Origin of the sequence: Streptomyces ambofaciens ATCC 23877 (genome assembly GCF_001267885.1) — a bacterium.
In the GTDB taxonomy this organism is placed as follows: domain Bacteria; phylum Actinomycetota; class Actinomycetes; order Streptomycetales; family Streptomycetaceae; genus Streptomyces; species Streptomyces ambofaciens.
In genome coordinates, this window is sequence record NZ_CP012382.1 from 6,262,231 (window position 1) to 6,282,052 (window position 19,822).

Annotated in this window: 16 protein-coding genes and 1 pseudogene; 10 read left to right on the top strand and 7 right to left on the bottom strand. The window is 74.4% G+C overall.

All coding sequences use genetic code 11. The features are described from left to right. Window positions 1-15 precede the first annotated feature (15 nt). The 5 genes from SAM23877_RS27470 to SAM23877_RS27490 form a co-directional block, all read right to left on the bottom strand. The gene (locus tag SAM23877_RS27470; RefSeq protein WP_053138902.1) at window positions 16-630 is read right to left on the bottom strand and encodes a GTP-binding protein; all 615 of its coding nucleotides are present in this window, start codon (window positions 628-630) and stop codon (window positions 16-18) included. Then, the gene (locus SAM23877_RS27475; protein ID WP_053138905.1) at window positions 617-976 is read right to left on the bottom strand and encodes a DUF742 domain-containing protein; all 360 of its coding nucleotides are present in this window, start codon (window positions 974-976) and stop codon (window positions 617-619) included. The genes SAM23877_RS27470 and SAM23877_RS27475 overlap by 14 nt, the downstream gene beginning before the upstream one ends. A gap of 1 nt (window position 977) precedes the next feature. Continuing rightward, window positions 978-1,397, bottom strand: a complete 420-nt coding sequence (locus SAM23877_RS27480; protein ID WP_053138908.1) for a roadblock/LC7 domain-containing protein — start codon at window positions 1,395-1,397, stop codon at window positions 978-980. After that, complete coding sequence (locus SAM23877_RS27485) at window positions 1,394-3,820, bottom strand: sensor histidine kinase (protein WP_053138911.1); 2,427 nt, start codon at window positions 3,818-3,820, stop codon at window positions 1,394-1,396. The genes SAM23877_RS27480 and SAM23877_RS27485 overlap by 4 nt, the downstream gene beginning before the upstream one ends. A 68-nt stretch (window positions 3,821-3,888) precedes the next feature. Then, the gene (locus tag SAM23877_RS27490) at window positions 3,889-4,902 is read right to left on the bottom strand and encodes a substrate-binding domain-containing protein (protein ID WP_053138914.1); all 1,014 of its coding nucleotides are present in this window, start codon (window positions 4,900-4,902) and stop codon (window positions 3,889-3,891) included. Window positions 4,903-5,279: 377 nt separating this feature from the next. On the opposite strand from SAM23877_RS27490, the gene SAM23877_RS27495 reads away from it, so the two are divergent. The 6 genes from SAM23877_RS27495 to SAM23877_RS27520 all read left to right on the top strand — a co-directional run bounded on the left by SAM23877_RS27495 (window position 5,280) and on the right by SAM23877_RS27520 (window position 12,752). Continuing rightward, on the top strand, window positions 5,280-5,927 hold the full coding sequence (locus tag SAM23877_RS27495) for a ScbR family autoregulator-binding transcription factor (RefSeq protein WP_053138918.1): 648 nt from the start codon (window positions 5,280-5,282) through the stop codon (window positions 5,925-5,927). Between the two features lie 122 nt (window positions 5,928-6,049). After that, entirely contained in the window at window positions 6,050-7,255 is a 1,206-nt protein-coding gene (locus tag SAM23877_RS27500) for a damage-control phosphatase ARMT1 family protein (RefSeq protein ID WP_053138921.1), read from the top strand. Between the two features lie 128 nt (window positions 7,256-7,383). Next, window positions 7,384-9,564 carry a germacradienol/geosmin synthase Cyc2 gene (gene cyc2, locus SAM23877_RS27505; RefSeq protein WP_053138925.1) on the top strand — a complete coding sequence of 727 codons (2,181 nt, stop codon included), beginning with the start codon at window positions 7,384-7,386 and terminating at the stop codon, window positions 9,562-9,564. 75 nt (window positions 9,565-9,639) lie between these two features. Beyond that, window positions 9,640-10,242, top strand: coding sequence for a PDZ domain-containing protein (locus tag SAM23877_RS27510; RefSeq protein WP_053138928.1), 603 nt, complete (start codon window positions 9,640-9,642; stop codon window positions 10,240-10,242). A gap of 289 nt (window positions 10,243-10,531) precedes the next feature. Continuing rightward, a complete protein-coding gene (locus tag SAM23877_RS27515; RefSeq protein WP_053138931.1) occupies window positions 10,532-11,662 on the top strand; it encodes an aminopeptidase P family protein in 1,131 nt (376 codons plus the stop codon). A gap of 76 nt (window positions 11,663-11,738) precedes the next feature. Beyond that, window positions 11,739-12,752 (top strand): aminoglycoside phosphotransferase family protein, encoded by a 1,014-nt coding sequence (locus tag SAM23877_RS27520; RefSeq protein WP_053138934.1) that lies wholly within the window; start codon window positions 11,739-11,741, stop codon window positions 12,750-12,752. 72 nt (window positions 12,753-12,824) lie between these two features. Here the strand turns inward: SAM23877_RS27520 and treZ are convergent, their stop codons facing one another. Then, a complete protein-coding gene (treZ, locus tag SAM23877_RS27525) occupies window positions 12,825-14,570 on the bottom strand; it encodes a malto-oligosyltrehalose trehalohydrolase (RefSeq protein WP_053138936.1) in 1,746 nt (581 codons plus the stop codon). 174 nt (window positions 14,571-14,744) lie between these two features. Here treZ and SAM23877_RS27530 point away from each other — a divergent pair, with 174 nt between their 5' ends. The 3 genes from SAM23877_RS27530 (at window position 14,745) to SAM23877_RS27540 (ending at window position 17,294) form a co-directional block, all read left to right on the top strand. Beyond that, complete coding sequence (locus tag SAM23877_RS27530; protein WP_053138939.1) at window positions 14,745-15,296, top strand: FHA domain-containing protein; 552 nt, start codon at window positions 14,745-14,747, stop codon at window positions 15,294-15,296. A gap of 217 nt (window positions 15,297-15,513) precedes the next feature. Further along, window positions 15,514-16,839 (top strand): M14 family zinc carboxypeptidase, encoded by a 1,326-nt coding sequence (locus tag SAM23877_RS27535; RefSeq protein WP_053138941.1) that lies wholly within the window; start codon window positions 15,514-15,516, stop codon window positions 16,837-16,839. After that, window positions 16,836-17,294 carry an SSI family serine proteinase inhibitor gene (locus tag SAM23877_RS27540; RefSeq protein WP_053138944.1) on the top strand — a complete coding sequence of 153 codons (459 nt, stop codon included), beginning with the start codon at window positions 16,836-16,838 and terminating at the stop codon, window positions 17,292-17,294. The genes SAM23877_RS27535 and SAM23877_RS27540 overlap by 4 nt, the downstream gene beginning before the upstream one ends. A gap of 30 nt (window positions 17,295-17,324) precedes the next feature. Here SAM23877_RS27540 and lpdA read toward each other — a convergent pair whose 3' ends face one another. After that, on the bottom strand, window positions 17,325-18,728 hold the full coding sequence (gene lpdA / locus SAM23877_RS27545; RefSeq protein WP_053138947.1) for a dihydrolipoyl dehydrogenase: 1,404 nt from the start codon (window positions 18,726-18,728) through the stop codon (window positions 17,325-17,327). A 120-nt stretch (window positions 18,729-18,848) separates the two neighbouring features. Between lpdA and SAM23877_RS27550 the strand changes: the two are divergent. Continuing rightward, window positions 18,849-19,754 (top strand): annotated as a pseudogene (locus tag SAM23877_RS27550) (LysR family transcriptional regulator); the annotation flags it as partial. Window positions 19,755-19,822 lie beyond the last annotated feature (68 nt).

Here is a 19,822-nt window from a genome sequence, read left to right on the forward strand (position 1 = left end):
CGGTCCCGGCCGCCGTCACGGCGCCGCGGCCCCGGCCGCGGCGTCGATCAGCTGGTCGATCAGCGCGACGAGGACGTCCCGGCAGGAGGCCCGGTCCCGCGCGTCGCACAGCAGCACCTGCACGTGCGCCGGCAGCGCCAGCGCCTCCCGGATCGCCTCGGCCGGATACGGATGCCGCCCGTGGAAGCCGTTGACGCCGACGACGAACGGGATGCCCCGCCGCTCGAAGAAGTCGATGGCCGCGAAGCTCGACTCGGGTCTGCGGACGTCGACCAGGACCACGGCGCCGAGGGCGCCGATCGCCAGGTCGTTCCACATGAACCAGAACCGCTGCTGCCCGGGGGTGCCGAAGAGGTACAGCACCAGTTCCCGGCCGATGCTGATCCGGCCGAAGTCCAGGGCCACGGTCGTGGCCCGCTTCTCCTCGATGCCGGCGAGGTCGTCCACGTCCAGTCCCGCCGCGGTCAGCGGTTCCTCGGTGCGCAGCGGGGCGATCTCGCTCACCGATCCGACCATGGTGGTCTTGCCGACGCCGAAACCCCCGGCGATCAGGATCTTCACGGCGTCGGGTGCGGCGGCCCGGGGCGCGGGTGCCGTGGGCGCCGGAGCGGTGCGGTCAGAGCCGGCCAAGGCCGTCCCTCACTTTCTGCAGCAGGTCCAGGTCCGGGTTGGCGCGGGAGACGAGGTGCGGCGGCCGGGCGGTGATCCGGCCCGCCTCCAGCAGGTCGCAGAGCAGGATCACGACCACGCTCACCGGCAGGTCGAGGCGGGCCGCTATCTCCGCGACGGCGACGGGCTCGGCGCACAGGCGCAGGATGCGCAGGTGCTCGGGCTGCGGTCGCGCGGCCCGCGAGGGCTGTGGGTCGACCGCGGTCACCGTCGTGATGAGGGTGAAGTCGGCGCGGCTGGGCCGGGTCCGGCCGCCGGTCAGGGTGAACGGCCGCACCAGCCGGCCCCCCGCGTCGCCTCCGGTCACGTCACTCGCCGGGGCCGGCGGTGGCCCGCGGTGCCGCGCTCAGGTGCTCGCCGATCTTCTTCACCAGCATGTTCATCTGGTACGCCACGACACCGACGTCGGCGTTCGGGCCGGTGAGGACGACCAGGTGGGCGCCCGGGCCCGCCGAGGTGAGTATCAGGTAGCTGTTGGCCATCTCGATGAGGGCCTGGCGCACCGGGCCGCCGCGGAAGTCCATGCTGACGCCCTTGCTCAGGCTCATCAGGCCCGACGCGGTCGCCGCCAGCCGCTCGGCGTCGTCGCGCAGGAAACCGGTGGACTTGCTGACGACCAGTCCGTCCTCGGAGAGCACCACCGCCTGGCTCACGTCGGCGACCCGCTCCACGAGTCCGGTGAGCAGCTGGTCCAGCTCGGTGTGCGTGGCGGGGGAGGGTCGGGTCATGGCTTGTCCTTCGTCGGCGGTCGTCGGTCGGCGGTCGGGGTCGGGGGCGCGGCGCAGGAGAGAGCCTGCTCGGCGGCGGGGGTGTCGGCGGGTTCCGCGTCGACGGCGGTGTCCCCGTCCGTGCCGGCGGCCTGCGCCCGCAGCGTGCCGCGCTGGAAACCGGCGAGGGACGCGGCGGCGCGCTCGGCGGTGAAGGCGGCGTGGTCCTCCGCGGCGGCGTCCGGGCCGTCCTGGCCGGTGACGGGGCCCTCGTCACGGAGCTCGGCGGCCAGGCTCGTCTGCGGCACCCGGCGGGGCAGCGGGGCGAGCCCGTCGGCCTCGGTGGCGGTGGCGGCCGGAGCCGGGGCCGGGCGCGCCGCCGGGGAAGGCCGCTTCACCGGGAGGGGACGGCCCTCCCCGGCCGCGGCCGAGACGCGCACGAGGGCCTCGGGGGCATCGGGGGCCTCGGGGGCCTCGGGGGCCGGCGGTGCGCCGTCGGCACCGGCACCCCCCTCCACAGGCTCCGGCACCACGATGTCGTGCGGGATGAGCACGATGGCGGTGGTCCCGCCGTACGGGGAGGAGCGCAGCGTCACGGTGATGCCGTGCCGGTGGGCGAGCCGGGCGACGACGAACATGCCGAGCCGCAGGTCGTCCGCGAGCGCCACGACGTCGAACTGCGGGGCCACGGCGAGCTGGGCGTTGAACGAGGCGTAGTCCTCCTCCGACAGGCCCAGTCCACGGTCCTCGATCTCGACGGCCAGGCCCTTGGCGACCATCGCGGCCCGCACCCCGACCGGCTGGGGGGCGGGGGAGTACGCGGTGGCGTTGTCGATGAGTTCGGCGAGCAGGTGGATCACGTCGGCCACCGCGGGCGGGGCGAGGGCCACCTCCTCGTCGGTGTGCAGCTCCACCCGCTGGTACTCGGCGACCTCGCCGACCGCGCTGCGCAGGATGTCGACCAGCGCGACGGGCTCGCGCCAGGTGCGCCGTGGCTGCTCACCACTGATGATCACGAGGTTCTCCTCGTACCGGCGCAACTGGCTCGCGGTGGAGTCCAGTTCGTAGAGGCCCTTGAGGATCTCGGGGTCGGTGTGCTCGCGCTCCAGCGCGTCCAGCTTGCCGAGCTGCATGTTGACGAGGTTCTGGCTCTGCCGGGCGATGCCCAGGATCACCTTCTGGAAGCCGCGCCGGGTGTCGGCGAGTTCGACGGCGGTGTGCACGGCGGTGCGCTGCGCCGCGTTGAACGCTTGCGCCACCTGGCCGAGTTCGTCGCGCCCGTAGTCCAGCGGCGGGGTCGCCGACTCCACGTCGACCTTCTCGCCCCGCTCCAGCCGGGCCACCACCTCGGGCAGCCGCTCCTCGGCCAGGCTCAGGGTGGCCAGCCGCAGCCCGCGCAGCCGGCGGGAGAGCGAGCGGGTGATGCGCCAGGACATGCCGACGCACAGCAGCAGGGCGACCAGGCCGCCCGCGCTGAGGGAGGCCGCGGTGATCAGCAGTCCGCGCGCCTCGTCGGCGCTGCGGTCGAGCAGGCCGTCCGTCTGCTGCCGGATCAGCGCCGCGTACTGGTCGGAGACCTCGTCCAGGGCGGTCGTCCAGCGCTGCCGCACGTCCGGCAGGTCGATCCGGCCCTCCCCGCCCGCCGCGCGGGCCGCGAGCACCTGGTCCTCGACGGACTGCAGGGCCGCCCACTCCGGGCTCGCGAGGATCCGCTCGGTCTGCGCCTTCGCCTCGCCCCGCAGGGAGGGGAGGATCTGGTCCTGGACCAGCCAGCGCCGGGTGTGGACCAGCTGGGCGAACTCCGCCCACTCCTCCTCGCCCATCCGGTCGGACGGCCAGGCCAGGGTGAGCCGGGCGTCCTCCTGGGACACCAGTTCCGCGGCGTGCTCCAGGGCGACCAGTGGTCCGGCCTGCGAGGTGAGGTCGCCGTCGTCGACCTGGGAGAGTTCCTGGAAGGCGTGGATCTGCTCGTCGATGATCGACGTGTACTGGTCGAGTGCCTGGTCGGCGGTGATGTCGCTGGGCTCGTCGACCTGGTCGCGGTAGTACTCCAGGCTGCCCACCGAGCCGAGCACCGAGTACAGCCGCTCCGAGACCCGGTCGGGCGCGCGCTCGATCGCGTCGGACCGGCCGACCAGTTGGGCCACCGCCGCGTCCGTCCTCCGCCGCTGGGCGTCCAGGTCGGTACGGTCGCCGCCGGGTCCCGCCAGCCACGCCGCCGACAGGCTGCGCTCCTTCTGGAGCGCGAGCGCCGCCTCGGTGCCCATGGCCCCGGTGGACCGGCTGAGCTCCGTCTGCGCCCGCAGTCGCAGGCCCTCGGAGAACATCTGGATCGTCGTCACCCCCCACACCGTGGCGAGGGTGACGCCCGGGACCAGGGCCAGGAGGATCAGGGAGAGACGTATGGAGCCGAGGCGGCGCCGGGCACCCGTCCGTGCAGACATCGTCGTCCTAGGCGATCAGTGGGGAAGGCGGTCAAGTGCGCGCGGGCGCGTGCGGTCGCGGGGGCCGGTCACCGGGTGCCGCCCGCGGCGAAGCGCGCGACCGCGTCGGCGTTCGTCCGGGTCACGAAGGCCGGGCCGGTCAGGACGGGCGCCACTCCGCCGCCACTGACGTTGCCGTTGGTGCGGTAGAGCCAGAGCGCGTCCACCGCGAGGTAGCCTTGCAGATACGGCTGCTGGTCCACCGCGAACTGCACGTCGCCCCGCTTGACCGCGGCGACCAGGTCCTCGTCCAGGTCGAAGGTGGCGACCTGGGCCCTGCTGCCCGCCTTGGCCACTGCCTCGACCGCGGTGAGGGCGAAGGCCGCGCCGTTCATGACGACCTCGTCGATGCTGGAGTCCTGCCGCAGCCGCGCGGTGACGGCCGCGCCCACCGCCTTCATGTCGGTGCCCTCGACGTAGAGCATCTCGGTCTCGCCGCCGAAGGTCTTCTTCACACCGGCGCAGCGGGCCTCCAGGGCGACGTTGCCCCGCTCGTGGATGACGCACAGGGCGTGCCGGGCCCGCAGGTCGTTCAGCTTGTCGCCGACGGCCCGGCCCGCGACGCTCTCGTCCTGGCCGAAGTACTGGAGGAGCCCGGTCGGCCGCCAGGCGTCGATACCGGAGTTGAGGCCGACGACGGGGATGCCGGCCGCCTCCGCCTCGGCGACCGGCCCCTTCATCGCCTGCGGTTTGGCGAGGGTCACGGCGATGCCGTCGGCCTTCTCGCGGATCGCGTCCCGCACCAGGTCGGCCTGGTCGGCGGTGTCGGCGTCACCGGCGTACGTGAGGTCGACGCCGTCCTTCGCGGCGGCCGCCTCGGCGCCCTTGCGCACCCGGTCCCAGAAGGCGTCGCCCTCCCCACCGTGGGTGACCATGACGATCTTCATCCGGTCGCCGCCGGCCCCGGCCGCGGCGTCGGCGGCCGAGCCGTCCTCGTCCGCGCCGAGGGCGGAGCAGCCGGCCGCCAGCAGGCAGACGGCCGCGGCGAGGGCGGCGGCGCGCAGGCGTCCGGGCGTGGGGGTGGGCGGGGGAGAAGTACTCATGGGGGTTGCGGCACCTCGCTGTGCGGCCGAGCAGGAGGAACGGAGCGAGGGGGGCCGGAGCCGCGTGACGGTGCGCCAACCGGGTGAATCTCGCCTGGCCGGAGCAAACCGTGTGTGACGGCCGGTAGTCAAGTGACCCGCGACCTGCCACCAGTTGTCGGTGCCGCATCGTGATGAACGGGACGGGTGAAGCGAGAGTGACGGGAGAGGACGCTCGACGGCCTCCGCCCCGGCCCTGTCCCCCGTGGCGGCGCGACGGGCGGTGCCGCTCGTGCCACGGGGGCGCGGGAACGTGCACCTGACGGTGCGTTATCTTGTACGGGGGGTTAAGACAGGCGGCACGGCCTGTTGAGTTCCAGCCCGGGAGAGTCCAGCCGATGGCGAGGCAGCTACGCGCCGAACAGACCCGCGCGACGATCCTCGGGGCCGCCGCCGAACTGTTCGACCGTCAAGGCTACGAGTCGACCAGCCTGAGCGAGATCGTGGCCCACGCCGGAGTCACCAAGGGCGCCCTCTACTTCCACTTCGCGGCGAAAGAGGACCTCGCCCACGCCATCATGGAGCTCCAGTCCCTCACGTCGCGCAGGCTGGCGGCCGAGCTGGACGGCAGGGGGTACACCTCCCTGGAGGCCCTGATGCGCCTCACCTTCGACATGGCCCGGCTGTGCGAGGAGGGGCCGGTGCTGCGCGCCGGTCTGCGGCTCGCCACCGGGGGAGTGGCAGTGCGGCCGCCGCTGCCGCACCCCTTCACCGAGTGGCGTGAGATCGCCTCGTCCCGCCTCCTGGACGCCGTCCGGCAGTCCGACGTGCACCCGGACATCGACGTCGACTCCGTCGCCCACACGCTCGTCTGCTCCATCGTCGGCACGCGGGTCGTGGGCGGCACCCTGGAGCCCGACGCGCGGCAGCCGCGCCGCCTGGCCGGGATGTGGCGCCTCCTCATCCGGGGCATGGTGCCGGTCACCCGACGCGCGCGCTACCTCACCCTGGCGGCCCGCCTGGAGCGGGAACTGAGCACCGCCTGACCCCCGTCGGGGGCCCGGGGCCCGGGGCCCGGGGGCCGGGGGCCGGGGGCCGGGGGCCCGAGGCGCGGGGACGGGCGTCCGGTTCCGTCGCCGTGCCCCGGCCGCGCGATACGGTGAGGCGCATGCCCGACACCCCGCCGGAGCCCGCCCCGGTCATCCTCGGCGACGAGCCGGGGTCCTTCCCCCACAGCGTGCTGGCCGAGCGCCACCCGGCCATCCTCCGCCAGGTGGGCGAGGCGTTCCCCTACGACCCCGAGCGGCGGGCCGGCCTCGACGCGCTGCTCGCGAGCTGTGCCGACGGTGCGATCGAGCCGCTGCCCGACGCGGCCGACCCCGCGGACCGGCGCCGCTGGGCGGAATGGGGGACGGACCGGTACGCCGGCCGCTCCTGGTTCGACGTGCCCTGGCTGTGGGCCGAGAGCCACTTCTACCGTCGGCTCCTCGACGCCGTCGGATACTTCGGCCCCGGCCCCTGGCAGGGCGTCGACCCGTTCCGGCCCGCCAAACTCGCCGAGCTCGGGTCCCCGGAGACGGACGAGGAACTGGCCGCACTCGACGACCTCGCCGGCCTGCCCGCCGAGGAGCGGACCCGGGCCCTGCTGCACGGCTCGCTCTGGGGCAACCGCGCGGACCTGGGCTTCCGCCTCTCCGGGAACGGCGCCCGCACCGAGGACCGGGTGCGGGCACTGGTCGCCGACGACAGTGACGTGCTGTGGTCGCTGCTCCCGCCCTCCGCGCCCGGCACCCCGGTCCCGGCCACCCTGTGCCTCGTCGCCGACAACGCGGGCCGCGAACTCGTCCCCGACCTGCTGCTCGTCGCCCACCTCCTCGCCGAGGGCCGCATCGGACGGGCGGTCCTGCACGTCAAGCCGCACCCGTACTACGTCTCCGACGCCACCCCCGCCGACGTGCTCGACGCGCTGCGACGCCTGGTGGCGGCGGGCGGAGCGGCCGCCTCCTACGGCGAGGGCCTGTGGACCGCACTGACCGACGGCCGCGTCACCGTCCGCGTCCACCCCTTCTCCTGCGCCCCGTTGCCGTACGCGGACATGCCCGGCGACCTGCGCGCGGAGTTCGCCTCGGCCACGGTCACCGTCCTCAAGGGCGACCTCAACTACCGTCGTCTGGTGGGTGACCGGTACTGGCCCCCGACCACGCCCTTCGCGGATGTGACCGGCTACTTCCCCGGCCCCGTCGCCGCACTGCGCACCCTGAAGTCCGACGTGATCACCGGCCTGACCGCGCGGACGGAGGCCGCGCTGGAGGCGAGCGGGGAACGGCGCTGGCGGACGAGCGGGACCCACGCGCTGATCCAGGTCAGGGGCTGAGCCCGCGGCGCCCGGGCCCGGGCAGGACGGACCGCCGAAAGTTCCCGCCCTTCGCCCCGATTCACGCGATGGTGTGATCATGTGCCGCGCCGCGGATGTGCCCGCGGGGCCATGGGTAGTGCCCGGCCATGACGCAACAGCCCTTCGAACTCCCGCACTTCTACCTGCCGCATCCCGCCCGGCTCAACCCGCATCTCGACGAGGCCCGCGCCCACTCGACGACGTGGGCGCGCGAGATGGGCATGCTGGAGGGTTCCGGGGTCTGGGAGCAGTCCGACCTCGACGCGCACGACTACGGCCTGCTCTGCGCCTACACCCACCCCGACTGCGACGGCCCGGCGCTCTCCCTCATCACCGACTGGTACGTGTGGGTCTTCTTCTTCGACGACCACTTCCTGGAGAAGTTCAAGCGCACCCAGGACCGCGTCGGCGGCAAGACCCATCTCGACCGGCTCTCCCTGTTCATGCCGCTCGACCTCGCCGCCGGGATGCCCGAGCCGGAGAATCCGGTGGAGGCCGGCCTCGCCGACCTGTGGACGCGCACGGTGCCGGCGATGTCGGCCGAGTGGCGCCGCCGCTTCGCCGTCGCCACCGAGCACCTGCTCAACGAGTCCCTGTGGGAGCTGTCCAACATCAACGAGGGGCGGATCGCCAACCCCGTCGAGTACATCGAGATGCGCCGCAAGGTCGGCGGCGCCCCCTGGTCGGCGGGGCTGGTCGAGTACGCGACCGCCGAGGTGCCCACCGCCGTCGCCGGCTCCCGGCCGCTGAGGGTGCTGATGGAGACGTTCTCCGACGCCGTGCACCTGCGCAACGACCTCTTCTCCTACCAGCGCGAGGTCGAGGACGAGGGGGAGCTGAGCAACGGGGTGCTGGTCCTGGAGACCTTCTTCGGCTGCACCACCCAGGAGGCCGCCGAGCTGGTCAACGACGTCCTCACCTCCCGGCTGCACCAGTTCGAGCACACGGCGTTCACCGAAGTGCCCGCGGTGGCACTGGAGAACGGCCTGTCGCCGGCCGAGGTCGCCGCCGTCGGGGCGTACGCGAAGGGCCTCCAGGACTGGCAGTCCGGCGGCCACGAGTGGCACATGCGCTCCAGCCGGTACATGAACAAGGGCGCCCGGCCCGCCGCCGGCTGGCAGGCGCTGACCGGCCCCGGCACCTCCGCCGCGGACGTCGGCGCGCTGCTGACCGCGGCTGCCGCCGGACGGAGGCGTCCCTACACCTATGTGCCGTTCCAGAAGGTCGGCCCCTCGGTCATCCCCGACATCCGCATGCCCTTCCCACTGGAGCTGAGCCCGGCCCTGGAGGGCGCCCGACGGCACCTGTCCGAATGGTGCCGGGCGATGGGCATCCTCAGCGAGGGGGTATGGGACCAGGACAAGCTCGCGAGCTGCGACCTGCCCCTGTGCGCCGCGGGCCTGGACCCGGACGCCACCCAGGAGCAGCTGGACCTCGCCTCCGGCTGGCTGGCCTTCGGCACCTACGGCGACGACTACTACCCGCTGGTCTACGGCCACCGCCGTGACCTGGCCGCCGCCCGGCTGACCACGGCCCGGCTGTCGGCCTGCATGCCGCTCGACGGCGAGCCGGTCCCGCCGCCGGCCAACGCCATGGAACGCTCCCTGATCGACCTGTGGACCCGCACGACCGCCGGCATGACGCCCGGCCAGCGGCGCCCGCTGAAGACGGCCGTGGACAAGATGACCGAGGCCTGGGTGTGGGAGCTGGCCAACCAGATCCAGAACCGCGTCCCCGACCCGGTGGACTACCTGGAGATGCGGCGCGCCACCTTCGGCTCCGACCTCACGCTGGGCCTGTGCCGTGCCGGACACGGCCCGGCCGTTCCGCCCGAGGTCTACCGCAGCGGGCCCGTCCGTTCCCTGGAGAACGCGGCGATCGACTACGCGTGCCTGCTCAACGACGTCTTCTCGTACCAGAAGGAGATCGAGTACGAGGGCGAGATCCACAACGCGATCCTCGTCGTGCAGAACTTCTTCGGCGTCGACTATCCGGCCGCGCTCACCGTCGTGCAGGACCTGATGAACCAGCGCATGCGCCAGTTCGAGCACGTCGTCGCGCACGAACTGCCGGTCGTGTACGACGACTTCCGGCTGAGCGACGAGGCGCGCGGCGTCATGGCGGGCTATGTGACCGACCTGCAGAACTGGATGGCGGGCATCCTCAACTGGCATCGGGAGGTGCCGCGGTACAAGGCCGACTACCTGGCCCGGCGCACCCACGGCTTCCTCCCGGACCGGATCCCGGCCGTACCCGTGCCCAGGCTCAGCACCGTGCCGACGGCCTGACCGACGTCCAGTCTCACTCTTTCGTGGCTCGTCACGCGCTGGTGCGCCGGGTAGAGCACCAGCCGGAGGCGATCGATGGAACAGACAGCGTTGCGACCCAAGCCGATGCCCGGCCGGGAACCCCGAGCCGGTGCCGCGCCCGCCGACGTCCGGCGTCCGCACACCGGGCGTCGGCGCCGCCGACGGCTCACCACCGTGTTGCTCGGCGTGTGCGCCGCCACGGCCCTGCTGCTGGCGGGCGTGGGACTCGGCACGGTGGGGGCCACGGTCATCGGCATGAGCGAGCTGGCCGAGATGCGACGGCAGGCGGGTGCGCTCGGACCGGGACCGGGAGCGGGAGCGGGCGAGTCGGCGGGCACCCGGGCCGCTCCGGCGGACCCGTCGGTCGGCCGGTCCGCCTCCCCGGCCCCGGCCAGCGCGACCCTCGGCGTGGAGGCCGTGGACCACGAGAAGCCGGGGGCCCTGGTGGTGGGTGTCCACGTGCCCGGCCCCGGGTACGCGGCCGGCCTGGTCCGGGGCGACGTGCTCCTGGCCTTCGGCACGATCCGCGTCGACTCGGCCGCCGACCTCGCGCATGCCGTGGCCCGCGCCCGGCCGGGCAAGGCGGTCAAGGTCACGGTGCGCCACGAGAGCGGCGGTTACCAGCAGCTGACGGCCGTACCGGGCGTCGTCACCTGACCCGTCCGAACCGATTCGCCGGCCCGCGCCCCTGCTCGCCCTTCCCGGACGGCCGAGCACCCCGTGCCGCCCGGCGGACACCGGACCCGCACCGGTCACCTCCGGGGCGCTCGGACCACACGCGCACGGCGCCGGGGCGTCCGAGGGACCGGACGGCACGCCCCGGCGGCCGTGAGGCGTCTCCCGTTCCACCAGTGGTGCGGGTTTCCGTGCAAATCGGCTCGCGTCACTCCCGCGCCGAGGGCAGGATGCTGCTCACAGCCCCACCCTCGTCGCCCAGGAGGCCCGGATGACCGGCAGCACGCCCGCTGCTCACTTCACCGCCGACGACTACCGGGCCCGCATGGAGCGCGCCACCCGGGCGGCCGCCGACGCGGGCCTGTCCGGGTTGCTGGTGGCGCCGGGACCGGACCTCGTTTGGCTCACCGGCTACGCGCCCACCGCGGCCACCGAACGGCTCACCCTGCTCGTCCTCGCCCCCGGCCAGGACCCCGTCCTGGTCGTGCCGACGCTGGAGGCCCCCGACGCGGAGAAGGCCGTCGGCGCGCCCGCCCTGACCCTGCGCGACTGGACCGACGGCAAGGACCCCTACGCCGCCACCGCCGCCCTCCTCGCGGACTCCGGGCGGTTCGGCATCAGTGACAACGCCTGGGCGATGCACCTGCTGGCCCTCCAGCGGGCGCTGCCCGGCACCTCGTACGCCTCCCTCACCGAGGCGCTGCCCATGCTGCGGGCCGTCAAGGACGCGGCCGAACTGGAACTGCTGGCCGCGGCGGGCGCCGCCGCGGACGCCGCGTTCGAGGAGATCCGCACGGTCCGCTTCGGCGGGCGCCGGGAGTCCGAGGTCGCCGCCGACCTCGCCGGTCTGCTGCGGCGGTTCGGGCACTCCCAGGTCGACTTCACCATCGTCGCCTCCGGCCCGAACGGCGCCAACCCGCACCACGAGGTCGGCGACCGCGTCATCGAGGACGGCGACATGATCGTCCTCGACTTCGGCGGCCTGAAGGACGGGTACGGCTCCGACACCTCCCGCACCGTCCACGTGGGCGAGCCCACCGACGAGGAGCGCCGGGTGCACGACCTCGTCCGCGAGGCCCAGGAGGCCGGATTCCGGGCGGTGCGGCCCGGTGTCGCCTGCCAGGAGGTGGACCGGGCCGCCCGCGCGGTCATCGCCGACGGCGGGTACGGCGAGTACTTCATCCACCGCACCGGGCACGGCATCGGCGTCACCACGCACGAGCCGCCGTACATGATCGAGGGGGAGGAACAGCCCCTCGTGCCCGGGATGTGCTTCTCCGTCGAGCCCGGCGTCTATCTGCCCGGCCGGTTCGGGGTACGCATCGAGGACATCGTCACGGTCACCGAGGACGGTGGCCGCCGCCTCAACGACACCACGCGGGAGATGGTCACGGTGGAGTGACCGGCGACCGAGAGACCCCGAAACGCCCCGGCGCGACCTGAACGCCCGGGCAGACCCGGAAGACGACGGCGCGACCATGACCCAGGCACCGACACCCACCGCGGACACCGTCCGTCGACTGGTCCGTTCCCTGCTGGGCGGCAGCGCGGAACCCGAGACCGTCCGGCCGGTCGCGGAGGGCACCGCGTCCGCCACCTGGTGGGTCGGCACCCGGCACGTGCTCCGGCTGGCGCCCGACCGCGAGGCCGCGGTGCGGCAGCGACGCGAGCTGCGGCTGCGCGAGCTGATCCGCCCGCACCTGTCCGTCGCGGTGCCGAAGAGCGTGGCGCACGGCGAGTGGGCGCCGGGCCTGACCTACACGCTGGACACCAGGGTGCCCGGCGGATCGGGTGAGGATCACGACGTGTCGGCCCTGGGGGAGGCGGACCTGGCGGCGCTGCTCGGCGGGCTGCGCGAGGTGCCCGCCCGCCAGGCGGAGACCCTCGGTGTGCCCCGGGCCGCCCCGCGCCCGCTGGAGACGCTGCGGCAGGCCGCCGAGCGCGCCGCCCTACGCCTCGCTCGGGCCGACGAGTTCGACGCCGCGCGTCCGGAGCGGCTGACCCGGGCGGCGACGGCCCAGTTGGGCGCCCAGAGCGGCGCGGCCGTCCTCGTCCACCACGCGCTGGCCGGGGAGCACCTCGTGGTCGGCGCCGACGGCCGGGTGCGCGGTGTCCTCGGCTGGACCGACGCGGTCCTCGGCGACCCGGCCGAGGACATCGCCGCCCTCGCGCTGTCCGTCGGCTCGCCCGCCGCCGTCCGCGCCGCCACCCTCGCCGGCTACGGCGCCCGCCCCTGCCTGCGCGGCCTGTGGCTGGCCCGCTGCGACGCCCTCGTCCACCTCGCCGGCGCCCTGCCGGGCGGGCCGCCGACGCCGCCGGGCGTGAGCACGCGGCCCCTGCCCCTGCTCAGGCTCCGCCTGCGGCGTGCCTGGGAGCCGATCCTGCTGGAACGGGTGACGGAGCTGCGGGAAGACGGCGACGGCGACGGCACGGACGGACCGGACGGCACCGTCCCGGGGAGTGACGCGGACGACGCCGGCACCGGGGAGTGACGGGGGGCGGCTCCCCGGCACCGGCACTGACACGGGGCAGCGCCCGCACCGCGGAGTGACGCGGACGGCGCCTCACTCCTGCACGAGCACCACGCTCGACTCACCGGGCACCCGCAGCACCCCGTCCGCGCCCGGCCCCTCCACGGGCTCCCACGCGGCGAGCACACGGGCGGGGCGGCCTCCGAGGGGGATCGCCACCGGCTCGGCGCCGAGGTTGACGGCCACCCGGATGTCACCGCGCCGGAAGGCCAGCCAGCGCGCGTCGGCGTCGTAGGCCACCCTGGTGTCGGCCAGGTCCGGAGCGATCAGGTCCGCCCGCTCGTGCCGCAGGGCGATCAGCCGGCGGTACCAGTCCAGTACGCGCGCGTGCGGCTCGCGTTCCGGTTCGGACCAGTCGAGGCAGGAGCGCTCGCGCGTCGCCGGGTCCTGGGGGTCGGGCACGTCCTCCGCCCGCCAGCCGTGGGCGGCGAACTCCCGGCGCCTGCCGTTGCGCACCGCCTCGGCGAGTTCCGGGTCGGTGTGGTCGGTGAAGAACTGCCACGGGGTGCCGGCGGCCCACTCCTCGCCCATGAACAGCATCGGCGTGAACGGCGCGGTCAGGATGAGCGTGGCCGCACAGGCCGCCAGACCGGGGGAGACCAGCGCGGCCAGCCGGTCGCCCCGGGCGCGGTTGCCGATCTGGTCGTGGGTCTGGCCGTACCCGGTCAGCCGGTGCGCGGCCACGCGGCCCCGGTCCAGCTCCCGGCCGTGACCCCGGCCCCGGAAGCTGGAGTAGGTGCCGTCGTGGAAGTAGCCCCGGGTCAGCGTCTTGGCCAGCGCCGCCAGCGGATCCCGCGCGAAGTCGGCGTAGTAGCCCTGCGACTCCCCGGTCAGCGCGGTGTGCAGGGCATGGTGGAAGTCGTCGTTCCACTGCGCGTGCACCCCCATGCCGCCCGCCGCGCGCGGGGTGATGATCCGCGGGTCGTTGAGGTCGGACTCGGCGATGAGGAACAGCGGTCGCTCCAGGTCGGCGGCGAGGCCGTCCACGGCGGTCGACAGTTCCTCCAGGAAGTGGCACGCGCGGGTGTCGACCAGGGCGTGCACGGCGTCCAGGCGCAGGCCGTCGAGCCGGTAGTCCCTGAGCCAGGCCAGGGCGCTCTCCACCAGATAGGCGCGCACCTCGTCCGAGCCGGGGGCGTCCAGGTTGACGGCGACGCCCCAGGGCGTGTGGTGGGTGTCGGTGAAGTACGGGCCGAAGGCGGGCAGGTAGTTGCCGGAGGGGCCCAGATGGTTGTGCACCACGTCCAGGACCACGCCGAGGCCCAGTGCGTGGGCTCGGTCGACGAACCGTTTCAGCGCCTCGGGCCCGCCGTACGGCTCGTGCACCGCCCACAGCGAGACACCCTCGTACCCCCAGCCGTGCCGGCCCGGGAAGGGGCACAGCGGCATCAACTCCACGTGCGTGACGCCCAGTGCGGCCAGATGCTCCAGCCGCGCGGCGGCGGCGTCCAGCGTGCCCTCGGGCGTGTACGTGCCCACGTGCAGCTCGTACAGGACGGCGCCGGGCAGCGGACGCCCGGCCCACTCGGCACGCCACGCGTACCGCCCCTGGTCGACGACCGCGCTCAGTCCGTCCGGCCCGTCCGGCTGCCTGCGCGATCGCGGGTCCGGCAGCACCGGCCCGTCGTCCACCGCGAAGCCGTACCGCGAGCCGTCGCGCGCCTCGGCCTCCCCGCACCACCACCCCGGCCGCTGCGGATCGCGCTCCATCGCGCGCGTGACGCCGTCGCACGTCAACGTCACCCGGTCGGCCTGTGGTGCCCACACCTCGAACTGCACGGACGGTTCCCCTTCGTCTGCTCACCGTGATGTAGCCCGTCCATGGTCCTGCAAAAGCGATCTCCCCGCTGGGGAAAACCGCCGTTCGCGGCAGGTGTCGTACCGCACCGCGCGCAGGGTGGCCGTTTCTCCGTTTTCTGGACACCCCGGCCCGGCTGACCGACAATCACCTGCGTGACGTCGTCCTTCGAGTTCAACACGTACCCCGCGCGGTTGTCCGACGCGGAGCGCGACCATGCGTTGAAGGTGCTCCGGGACGGCGTCGTCATGGGGCGCCTGTCGCACGACACGTTCATCCGCAGGATGGAGCTGGCGCTCGCCGCCCGCCGCCTGGAGGAGCTCGCCGCGCTCACCGCCGACCTGCCCACCGAGGGCCGGCTGTCGCGGATGGTCTTCGGCACCGTCGAGGCCGTGTCCGGCTTCGGCGTACGCCTGCGCAGGGCCTGGCAGGCCGAGCGGCTGCCCAAGTTGCTGCTGCCCCACCCCGGCACCGGTCATCCCCTGCGCATAGGGCGCGACCCGGCGAGCGGTCTGCGGCTCACCCACGAGACGGTCTCCCGCGTACACGCCGAACTGAGCCGTCAGGGCGGCATGTGGGTGCTGCGCGATCTGAGCTCCACCAACGGGACCACGGTCAACGGCCGGCGGGTCATCGGGGCGGCGGTCGTCCGCGAGGGCGACCTGATCGGTTTCGGCCAGATGGCCTTCCGTCTCGCGACGAGCTGACCCCGAGGAAGGGGGGTCGAAGCCCAGCTCTGGCCTGGGCCTCACTCGGAGTCGCGCATTCCGGTGGAGTGAGCCGATGGCGCAAACCCCTTTGCCTGTCGCGGTGTTGACGTTCCCCCCAAGACGTGACTGACTGTGCGTACACCGCGCACGCCAGGTGAACCGACGGACCGCATCATGGAGGTGTGCCCTGCCGCCCCTCCTGCGCTACCCGACCGTGGACGAGCTGGGCACCCGGGCCGCCGCGCTCGTCGCCCGCCATCCCCGGCAGGCCCGCCTGCGCCGCGTCGGCACGTCCCGCGCGGGCACCCCGCTGCTGCTGCTCTCCGTCGGCCACGGCAGCCGCCAGGCCCTCGTCGTCGCCGGACCGCACGCCAACGAACCGGTGGGCGGCGCCACCGTCCTGCGGCTCGCCGAGCGGGCCCTGGCGGACCCCCGGCTCACCGAGGGCGCGGACGCCACCTGGAACCTGCTCCTGTGCGCCGACCCCGACGGCCTGCGCCGCAACGAGGGCTGGCTGTCCGGCCCGTACACCCTCGGCCGGTACGCCCGGAACTTCTTCCGGCCGGGCTTCCTGGAGCAGCCCGAGTGGCTGCCCGACGGCCCGGACCACGCCGCGCTGCCGGAGACCCGCGCCCTGCTCACCCTCCAGGACGAGCTCCGGCCCTTCCTGCACTGCTCCCTGCACGGCGTCGACGTGGGCGGCGGTTTCGTCGAGCTGACCCACGACCTGCCCGGCCTCGCCCAGCGCATCGCCCACGCCGCGGCCCGGCTCGGCATCCCCCGCGAGCTCGGCGCCTACGACACCCTGTACTGGCCCGATCTCGGTCCCGCCGTCTACCGCATCCCACCGCCCCGCCGCGGCGACCTCACCGCGGCCATCACCGAGGCCGCCGTCGAGTCCACCTGGTGCCACCCCCGGCGGTACGGAACCGTCACCGCGGTCGTCGAGGCGCCCATGTGGGGCGTGGCCGCCGTCGCGGACGGCTCACCCCCGGCCGACCGGGACGCGGTGCTGCGCTCCGTGAGCCGCACCCTGCGCCACGACACCCGTCGGCTGCAGCGCGTCCTCGCCCGCATCCGGCCCCACCTCGCCACCGACCCGGACGCGGCCCACCTGCTCGCCCCCGTCGACGACTACCTGCTGGTCTGCCCCAGGCTCGCCGACGCGTGGGACCCCGACACCGACGACGGAACGGGCCGGTCCCTCCCGCCGATGAGCACCGCCCACCTGGTCGCCCTGCGCCTGGCCGGCCGGCGACTGGCCCTGCGGACCGCGGGGCTGCTGCACCAGCTGGTGACCCGGACCGGGGACGATCCGACGGGTGTCCTGCCCGAGCTGGACCGGCTCGTCGACGAGGGATGCGCCGACTACCGTGACGGCTGCGCGGCCCGCTGGATTCCGGTCGCGCGCCAGGTGGAGTACCAGACGCGGGTCGTGCTCTCCGCGTTCGAACTGGCCGGGCGGCACTCCACCGCGGGTGCCCGTTCGGGTGAGCCGGGCTGGGGTTCCGAGGCCGCCGTGCCGATGCACCTGGAATGACCCACACCCTCACGGCGGGAGCGGCGCGGGCCGGTCTCCTGGCTGCCGCGGCCCTCCTGTTCACCTGTGCGGCACCGGCCCACGCCACCGCGGAGCGGCGGCCGGCGGCCGACTGGCTGCTCCTCACCGTCACCCCCGGCGACGCCCGGGCGCACGCCCCCGGTACCCGGCCGGGTACCGGAACCGGCGCCACGCGCGGTGCCCTGCTGCTGTGCGACCCGCCCCGGGGCCACGCCCACGCGGCCCGTGCCTGCGCGGACCTCGACGCGACGGACGGCCGCATCGACGCCATCCCGGCGCGCGACGCCCACTGCCCGATGGTCCACGCCCCGGTCACCGCCCACGCGAGCGGCCGGTGGCGCGGACAACCGGTGGACTACACGCGGACCTTCCCGAACGCGTGCGTGCTGGCGGCCAGTACGGGGGCCGTGTTCGCGTGGGACCGGGAGGGGTGATCACACCGGGCCGGTGACCGGCCGGGCGCGTCACCGCCGGTGCAGTGCGCGGCCGGCCAGCGTGAGGAACGCCTCGCCGACCGCCTCCGACAGGGTGGGATGGGCGTGGATGTGGCGGGCGACGTCGGACGGTTCGGCGTCCCAGCCGACGATCAGCTGGCTCTCGGCGATCATCTCCGAGACGTGCGGGCCCACCAGGTGGACTCCGAGCACCCTGCCGCCCCCCTGCTCGGCGACCACCTTCACCATCCCGCCCTGCCCGTGCACCATCCCCTTGGCGACCGCGGTCAACGGCATGACGTCGACGGCGACCTCGTACCCCCGCGCGCGTGCCTCCGCCTCGCCCAGGCCCACGGCCGCGGTCTGCGGCGCCGAGTACGTCACCCGGGGCACGGCCGCGTAGTCGACGGGCGCGGACGGCACACCCGCCAGCGTCTCGGCCACCAGCAGGCCCTCGGCGAACGACGCGTGGGCCAGCCCGAGGGACGGCGGCGGCAGCAGATCGCCCACCACGTGGATTCCGGGCACCGCCGTCTCCAGCCGGTCCCAGTCGGCCGGTACGACGAATCCCCGCCGGTCGGTCTCCAGCCCCGCGGCGGCCAGGTCCAGCCCCTCGGTGACCGGCGCCCGTCCCACGGCCACCAGGAGCCGTTCGGCCTCGATCGTGACCGTCTCCCCGCGCGAGGTGTGCACCCGCGCGCGCACGCCGTCGTCGAGCACCTCGGCGTCCGCCAGCCGGGCGCCCACCCGCACGTCGACGCCGCGCCTCTTCAGACCGCGCGTCAGATGGCGGCCGACGTCCGCGTCCTCCAGCGGCACGATCCGGTCGGCGGCCTCCACGAGGGTCACCTCCGCGCCCATCGAGCGGTGGAACGAGGCGTACTCGACACCGATCGCCCCAGCGCCGAGGACCAGGACCGACGCCGGCAGCCCGGGGGCGAACAGCGCGTCGTCGCTGGTCACCACGTGTCGGCCGTCCGGCGCGAGCCCGGGGAGCGTGCGCGGGCGTGAGCCGGTCGCCAGCACGACGCCGCGGCGTGCGGTGAGGTCGTGCGCGCCGTCGACCCGCACGGTCCGTGCGCCCGTCAGCCGGGCGTCGCCCCGTACCACCCGCACGCCCGCGTGGGCGAGGTGCGCCTCCACCCCCTTGTGGTTCCGGTCCACGATGTCGTCGCGGGTGGCGACGAGGGCCGGCCAGTCGACGCCGCCCAGGCTCGCCTCGACCCCCCAGCGCTCCCGCGCCTCGGTGATGCCGTCGACCAGTTCGGCGGCGTGCAGCATCGCCTTGCTCGGGATGCAGCCGCGGTGCAGACAGGTCCCGCCCACCTTGTCGCGTTCGACGAGGGCGGTGTCGAGGCCCAGGGCCGCGGCACGCAGGGCGGTGCTGTAACCGCCGGTGCCGCCGCCGATGACGATCACGTCGTGTGTGTTCATGCCCTCAGCCTCCGTCCGCCTCTTGTCATGAGTCCAAGGCAATGTTCTTGTGGCTTCGATGCAGGAACTTCATGACGGGTCCCGGTGACGGGCAGGGCGCGGGGTGGGGGCGGGGCGGGGATGAGCCTGCGGCAGATGGAGTACTTCCTGGCGGTCCTGGACGAGGCGTCCTTCACCCGCGCGGCCGAGGCCCTGCACGTCACGCAGTCCGCGCTCTCCCACCAGATCAAGGCCCTGGAGCGGTCGGTCGGCGGCGCCCTGCTGGAGCGCATGCCGCGCGGTGTGCGCCTGACCCCCATGGGCCGCGCCTTCCGGCCGCACGCCGAACTCGCCGTCCGCAGCGCCGTCCAGGCCCGCCGAGCCGCCCGCGCGGTCGCCGGGGCCGAGGGCGGCGAACTGCACGTCGCCGCCCTGCACTCGGTGGCCGTCGGCATCCTGCCCGACGTCTTCGCCCGCTGGCGCACCGCCCACCCCGGTGTCCTGCTGCACCTCCACGAGTACGCGACGACCGAGGTGCTCGAGGAGGAGGTCGAGCGCGGCACCGCGGACCTCGCCGTCGGCCCGGCGCCCAGCGACTGGTCCGGCACCGTCGTCACGGTCGGCGAGGAGGAGATCGTCCTCGTGGTGCCCTTCGACGACCGGTTCGCGGGCCGTACGACGGTGACGCTGCCCGAACTGGCGGACCGTCCCTGGGTCCGGTGCGCCATGGAACCCCTCGTCGAGGGCGAACGCTTCCTCGACTGGGCGTGCGGACGCGCCGGCTTCCGGCCGCGCACCGCCGTCTACACCGAGCACACGTCGACGGCCGTCCGGATGGCCGCCGCCGGCGTCGGCGTCTGCACGGCGCCCTCGCACATCGTGCGTGGCGCGGTGGGCGAGGACTGCGTGGTCCTTACGCCCGACCCGCCCTGGCGGCGCGCCCTGACCGTCTTCTCGCGCCTGCCGCCGGCCGGCGCCGCCGAGGCCTTCGTCGACCTGCTGCGCACGACGTGGCCGACCCCGGGCCCGGCTGCTCCGGCTCCGGGGTCGGCTGCTCCGGCTCCGGGCCCGACATTCCCGGCTCTGGGTCTGTCCTCCCCGGCGGTGGGCCCGAC